We start from the raw sequence: 4751 nt of genomic DNA, 5'->3' as shown, positions 1-4751 counted from the left end.
TGGCGAGCTGTCACAGATCCGGGTACGGGTACATCCTGAGGATGCACAGGTGCTCGAGCACTTTTTGAGTCAGGAGTATCCGAAGAGCCATATCAAGTGGTTGCAGGATGCGGCCATTAGCCGTGGTGGCTGCATGATTGAAACGCAGCTGGCGCACTTTGACTTGTCCTTGGAAACCCGTCAGTCAGCCTTGCGCGCCGCTTTGGGGTTGGCTGTTGCCGGGCAGCCGGATGAGTGACTGGCTTGAGCGGCAGCTGACGCAGTTGCAAGCCTGCCGTCAGGTGCTGGCCGCTGCACCGACATGGCGTGCTCAAGGTCATCTGACCCGTGTCACTGGTCTGGTGATGGAGGCGGTCGGGCTCAAGCAACCGGTGGGGAGCGCCTGTCTGATTCATGTGGGCGGCGGGCATACGGTAGAAGCCGAAGTCGTGGGCTTTTCCGGCGAGCACCTCTATCTGATGCCGGTTGCCAATATTCACGGTTTGTTGCCCGGTGCCCTGGTCGAACCCCTGCGCACGGCCTTTCCCCCTGTTTACGGGCAAAAAGCCATGTTGGCGCATACGGGTGCCAGTCAGGGGCGGCAAGTGCCGGTCGGCATGGGGCTGATGGGGCGGGTGCTGGATGCGCTGGGCCGGCCGCTGGATGGCAAGGGGGCGATTGTCCCGGATGCCTGGGCGCCGCTGTATAGCCAACCATTGAACCCGCTGGCGCGCACACCGGTGCGCGAGGTGATGGATGTCGGCGTGCGGGCCATCAACGGCCTGCTGACGGTGGGGCGTGGCCAGCGTCTGGGTCTGTTTGCCGGCTCCGGTGTTGGCAAGTCGGTGCTCTTGGGTATGATGGCGCGCTTTACCCGCGCCGATGTGGTGGTGGTCGGCCTGATCGGCGAGCGGGGACGCGAGGTCAAGGATTTCATCGAAAACATTCTGGGCGAGGAGGGGCTGGCACGGGCCATTGTGGTGGCTGCGCCGGCGGATATGCCGCCTTTGATGCGTTTGCATGGTGCGGCTTACGCCACGGCGCTGGCCGAGCATTTTCGTGCCGAGGGTAAAGATGTCTTGCTGTTGATGGACTCGGTGACGCGTTATGCCATGGCGCAGCGCGAGATCGCACTGGCTATTGGCGAGCCGCCTGTGACGCGCGGTTACCCGCCTTCGGTATTCGCCAAGCTGCCACAATTGATTGAGCGCGCCGGCAATGGTGAGGAGGGGGGCGGTTCCATTACGGCCTTTTATACCGTGCTGTCCGAGGGCGATGACCAGCAGGATCCGATTGCCGACTCTGCACGCGCCATTCTGGATGGCCACTTTGTTCTTTCGCGTGAGCTGGCTGAGTCGGGCCACTATCCGGCCATCGATGTCGAGCAGTCGATTTCGCGGGTGATGGTGGATGTGGTGAGCCGCGAACATATGGAGCAGGCCCGCAGCTTCAAGCAACTGTTTTCGCGCTATCAGCGCAGCCGCGATCTGATCAGTGTCGGTGCATATGCTCCCGGCGCCGATCCCATGCTTGACGAGGCGATACGGCGCCACCTGCCGCAAGTCGGTTTCCTGACCCAACCCCAGCACGAGTCCCACGATTTTTCCTCCTCGCTTGCGCAGTTGTCGCAGACGCTGGCAGGCTGAGCTTAGCGCATGAGCCAGTTCGAGCTTCTGGTGCGTCTGACCACACAGTCCCTGGATACGGCGGCCGAGCGGATGCGGGAGGCGCAGCAGCGCCAGGAAGGGCAAAAATCGCGCCTGGCACAGCTGGATGACTTTATCGGCGACTATCGTGCGCGCCTGCTGGAGCAGGGCGGGCGGGGAATGGGGGTCGAGCAGTGGCTGGATTTCCGTGTCTTTCTTAACAAGCTGGACGATGCGCGCGAGACCCAGCAGCTTGAAGTTGACCGTGCGACTCAGCGCTATTTGCTGGCAAGGGAGGCATGGCTTGCCGAGCGGAAAAAGCTTAAGGCTTATCAGGTGTTGCTGGAGCGCCAGCAGGCCAGGCAGGCATTGAAAGCACACCGTGCCGAGCAGAAGCTGGTCGACGAGTTTGCCATGCGCAAGCACAGGGAAAAAGACGGATCGGGCGTGTAGGGTCGTGCTGTTTTTGGTGGCATATATTTTGCTTTTAATTATGCGTGCTTATCTGATTCGAGGTTGTCCTGATGGCTATACCCTCCTTGTCGCTACAAGCGCCGGCGCGTAACGCGGCATTGGCCCTGCCGCAGTCGGGCGAACTGGCTGCGTCTGGTGATTTGTTCGCCTCCTTGCTCGGTCTGCAAATGGGGGGCAAATCGGTGCTGGCCGGCGTCGAGCCTAAGCTTGCCGAGATAAAGCCTGATGTTAAGCCTGGCAAGGAGGCCGGTGCGGCAGAGCAGCCGCAGTTGTTTTTGTATGGCGCGCAGCCTGCCGTTTTGCCTCTGCATGTTTTGCCATCGGTGCCTCCAGAGGCGTCTGCGTCGCATCAGGCGGGCGATATGCTGGACTTGACGCAGGAGATGCTGGCGGCAAGTCATGCGGCAGGTGGCAAAAAGTTGCCGCATGAAACGCGGCAATTGCTGCAGTTTTTGCCGGATGGCAGCCAGCTTGCACAAAACATCCGCCCGGCGGATACGTCCCAAGGTGGGCAAATCGTGCAATTAACGGTTAATACGCCGTTAAGTCCGGATAAGGCATGGGGTGAGGCACTGGCCGGGCAGGTGAGCGGTTTGATCCAGATGAAGGCCGAAGGTGCGACCATTAAACTGAATCCGGCGCATCTGGGGCCGATCGAGGTTGCGCTGAAGCTGAATCAGGATCAGGCCCAGATCAGCTTTGTGACCGCCACGCCACAGGCGCGTGATGCGCTGGAGCAGAATTTGTCGCGCCTGACCTCAATGCTGGCTGAAAGCGGTGTGCAGCTGACAGATGCGCAAGTCTCGTATGGCGGGCGTCAGCAACAACAGGAGCAGCAGCAAGCGCGGCGCGGATCGGGTTTTGCTGTCGATGACGCCTCCGTGATCACTTCTGCTCTGACAGCGGATACGGATAATGCCGGGCTGAGTATTCGCGCCTGATAAATTCTTTGGCAATCAACTAGTCATTTCGCCGTTATTTCTGGGACAATAAGAGAATATCAAAATACTCTCTTATCGATAGAAGCGCGGAAGACAATAATTCATGGCGGAAGAAAAGAAAAAAGCAGCAGGCGGGGGCGGCAGCAAGTTGATGCTGATCGTGATCGTCCTGCTGGTGATCCTGATTGCAGCAGTTGGTGCGCTGGGAGCCTACCTTTATCTGAATAAGGGCAGCGGGCTTGCGGAAAACGGCGCGCATGCCAGCGAACAGGTGAAGAAGAAGCCGGAAGGCCCGCCTATTTTTGAAAAAATGGATACTTTTGTCGTCAACTTGGCCGGCGGTTCTGGCGCCCTGTTGCAGGTGGAAATGCAGGCTCAGCTACTGGACATTGAGTCCAAGAAGACGCTGGTCGAATATATGCCCAAAATCCGCAGTGGGCTGATTTTGTTGCTCTCGTCCAAAACTGCGGAGGAGCTGGCCAGTGCCGATGGCAAGGTCAGGCTCAAGGCGCAGGTCAAGAAAATCATCAACGAATCCATTGACCTGCCCGGGCAGGAACCGGTGGAGAGCGTGCTGTTTACTTCCTTTATCATCCAGAATCAGTAAGCCCAGATGGCTGACGATATTTTATCCCAGGAAGAGGTGGATGCCCTGCTGCGCGGGGTGACCGGGGATACTGAGGATGAGGGTGATCATGGCGAGTCCAGTGGCGTCCGCCAGTATGATATCGGACGTCAGGAGCGCATCGTGCGTGGGCGTATGCCTACGCTGGAAATCATCAACGAGCGTTTTGCGCGCAATTTGCGCATAGGCTTGTTCAATTTCATCCGCCGCAATGCCGAGATCTCGGTAGGTCCGGTCAGGGTGCAGAAGTACAGCGAATTCATTCGCAATCTGGTGGTGCCCACCAACCTTAATCTGGTGCACGTCAAGCCGCTGCGCGGCACCGGGCTGCTGATTTTTGACCCGGATCTGGTGTTTCTGGTCGTCGACAATCTGTTCGGCAGCGATGGCCGTTTCCATGTGCGGGTCGAAGGGCGCGACTTTACCCCGACCGAACAACGCATCATCCAGCGCATGCTGAATGTGGTGTTTACCGAGTACCAGAAGGCGTGGGAACCGGTCTATCCGCTGCAATTCAGTTATCTGCGCAGCGAAATGAATACCCAGTTTGCCAATATCGCCACGCCGACCGAGGTGGTGGTGGCGATGTCCTTTCATATCGAACTGGGGGCCGGCGGCGGGGATTTTCACGTCTGTCTGCCTTACTCCATGGTCGAGCCCATCCGGGATGTGCTGTCCAGTACCATGCAGGCAGACCGTACCGAGGTCGATAACCGCTGGGTCAGCCTGATGTCGCGTCAGGTGCAAACGGCCGAAGTCGAACTGGTCGCGGAGCTGGCGCATACCGAGGTGACGCTGGGGCAGGTGCTGAACCTGAAAGAGGGCGACGTCATTACGCTGGACATACCGGAACGGGTGGTGGCCGATGTGTCGGGCATTCCGGTGCTGGAGTGCAAGTACGGTACGGTTGAGGGCAAGTATGCCCTGAGTGTGGAAAAGATACTGGCCGGGGCGCATGACCTCGGCGATACGGAGTCGGGAGAGCTTAAACATGGCTGAAGAACAGGGCACGCAAGGTGCGGCCGATGATGTAATGGATGACTGGGCCGCCGCGCTGGCCGAACAGGCCGAGCAAGCCGCAGCCGC

Annotated in this window: 6 protein-coding genes; all 6 read left to right on the top strand. The window is 59.1% G+C overall.

Features of this window, described 5'->3' with window-relative positions; translation table 11 throughout:
• Positions 1-238, top strand: a 238-nt coding sequence (locus tag EGI20_RS16190; RefSeq protein WP_498632700.1) for a FliH/SctL family protein, incomplete at its 5' end; no start/stop codon positions are given.
• Complete coding sequence (gene fliI / locus EGI20_RS16185; RefSeq protein WP_498632699.1) at positions 231-1625, top strand: flagellar protein export ATPase FliI; 1395 nt, start codon at positions 231-233, stop codon at positions 1623-1625. The genes EGI20_RS16190 and fliI, both read left to right, overlap by 8 nt.
• A gap of 9 nt (positions 1626-1634) precedes the next feature.
• Positions 1635-2078, top strand: coding sequence for a flagellar export protein FliJ (gene fliJ, locus EGI20_RS16180; protein ID WP_498632697.1), 444 nt, complete (start codon positions 1635-1637; stop codon positions 2076-2078).
• 71 nt (positions 2079-2149) lie between these two features.
• Positions 2150-3040 carry a flagellar hook-length control protein FliK gene (locus tag EGI20_RS16175; protein ID WP_498632696.1) on the top strand — a complete coding sequence of 297 codons (891 nt, stop codon included), beginning with the start codon at positions 2150-2152 and terminating at the stop codon, positions 3038-3040.
• A 103-nt stretch (positions 3041-3143) separates the two neighbouring features.
• Entirely contained in the window at positions 3144-3647 is a 504-nt protein-coding gene (locus EGI20_RS16170; protein ID WP_124736569.1) for a flagellar basal body-associated FliL family protein, read from the top strand.
• A 6-nt stretch (positions 3648-3653) separates the two neighbouring features.
• Complete coding sequence (fliM, locus tag EGI20_RS16165; protein ID WP_498632695.1) at positions 3654-4664, top strand: flagellar motor switch protein FliM; 1011 nt, start codon at positions 3654-3656, stop codon at positions 4662-4664.
• Positions 4665-4751: the final 87 nt, after the last annotated feature.

It is taken from the genome of Aquitalea sp. S1-19 (assembly GCF_024343515.1).
The sequence above is the reverse complement of the archived record's forward strand: the minus strand, read 5'-3'. Positions and strand labels throughout refer to the sequence as shown.

Excerpts from the sequence above, each read along its gene's own strand:
- fliI (WP_498632699.1), top strand. The coding sequence starts at position 231 with ATGAGTGACTGGCTTGAGCGGCAGCTGACGCAGTTGCAAGCCTGCCGT.
- fliJ (WP_498632697.1), top strand. The coding sequence starts at position 1,635 with ATGAGCCAGTTCGAGCTTCTGGTGCGTCTGACCACACAGTCCCTGGAT.
- EGI20_RS16175 (WP_498632696.1), top strand. The coding sequence starts at position 2,150 with ATGGCTATACCCTCCTTGTCGCTACAAGCGCCGGCGCGTAACGCGGCA.
- EGI20_RS16170 (WP_124736569.1), top strand. The coding sequence starts at position 3,144 with ATGGCGGAAGAAAAGAAAAAAGCAGCAGGCGGGGGCGGCAGCAAGTTG.
- fliM (WP_498632695.1), top strand. The coding sequence starts at position 3,654 with ATGGCTGACGATATTTTATCCCAGGAAGAGGTGGATGCCCTGCTGCGC.